This is a genomic window from Rhodoferax sp. RT5P35 (assembly GCF_056521385.1).
Map to the genome: position 1 here is coordinate 1 of NZ_JBWMAX010000332.1, position 1068 is coordinate 1068.

Annotated in this window: 1 protein-coding gene; it reads right to left on the minus strand. The window is 61.8% G+C overall.

Annotated features, from left to right (window positions below; translation table 11 throughout):
* Positions 1-204: 204 nt before the first annotated feature.
* A partial coding sequence (locus AC097L_RS26090) for a GNAT family N-acetyltransferase (RefSeq protein ID WP_479589590.1) occupies positions 205-1068 on the minus strand: 864 nt, incomplete at its 5' end.

Consider the following 1068-nt stretch of genomic DNA (forward strand, 5'->3'; position numbering starts at 1 on the left):
TTTCCTCTCTTTGATTTTTAGGCCGTTTTTCATATACCAAATCGGCCTCTCGTGCCCATTCAATCAGCACGAGATGCTCTTGTTTTTTACTATCAATAACGGAGCAAATGGTTTCGGCTGCACGGGCGTGAGTCCATGTGGGCAGCGGTGTTCCGCATTGAAGTCTGTTTGCCCATGGCGGACAAGAAGCAGCTGCATGGGGTTTTAGGCAGGCGTAAACGATGCCAGCTGGATCACCCCGGCCTCCGAGGTCTGGAAGCCACATTGCTGGTAGAACCCGCGCAGCGCAGGTTCAAAGTCCACGTGGACCCAGGCCAGGCCGGCGCTTTTTGCGGCGGCAATGCCGTGCAGCACGAGTTGGCGGCCTATGCCTTGCCTTCTGAAGGCTGGGGCCACGGTGGGGTCGAGTACAAAGGCGTGCGATTGGCCGTCCCAGGCGATGTTCACGAAGCCCACCAGCGCCTCGCCGCTGTAGGCGCAGATGCTGGTGAAGCCCGCCTGCAATACAGGCCGGAAAGAGCGGTCCTGGTGGCCGGGCCACGCCTGCGCAAACAGGGCGTTGAGCGCTGCGTCGCTGGCATCTGCGTCGCGCCGGTAGTTGATAGGAAGGGTGTCGCTGGCCATGGTGTACCCCGGTACTTGCAAATCCAGCGCCATGAACACGCTGTGCGGGTTCTCTTGGTAGCTGGCGAAAGGGCCGCAGAAGGCAAAGCCTACGCTGGCGTAGAGTTTTTGGGCGGGGTGGAAGGCGCTGGCGGTGCCGGTTTCCAGACTGATGCGGGTGTAGCCGCGGGCTTGGGCGACTTGCAGGATGTGCATCAGCAGAGCGCGCCCGGCACCGCGGCCGCGGTGGGCGGCGGGGGTGCGCATGGATTTGAGTTCGCCGTGGTGGGTATCGAGCTGCTTCAGTGCGCCGCAGCCCAGCAGCAGCGGGCCGTCCCAGGCGGTCCAGAACGTGATGTCGGGGGCGCGCAGCTTGTCAATATCCAACGCAAACACGCACTCTGGCGGCGACAGCTCGTACATGTTGTCCAGATGCTCTTGCAGCAAATCGTGGATTTGCGGGCG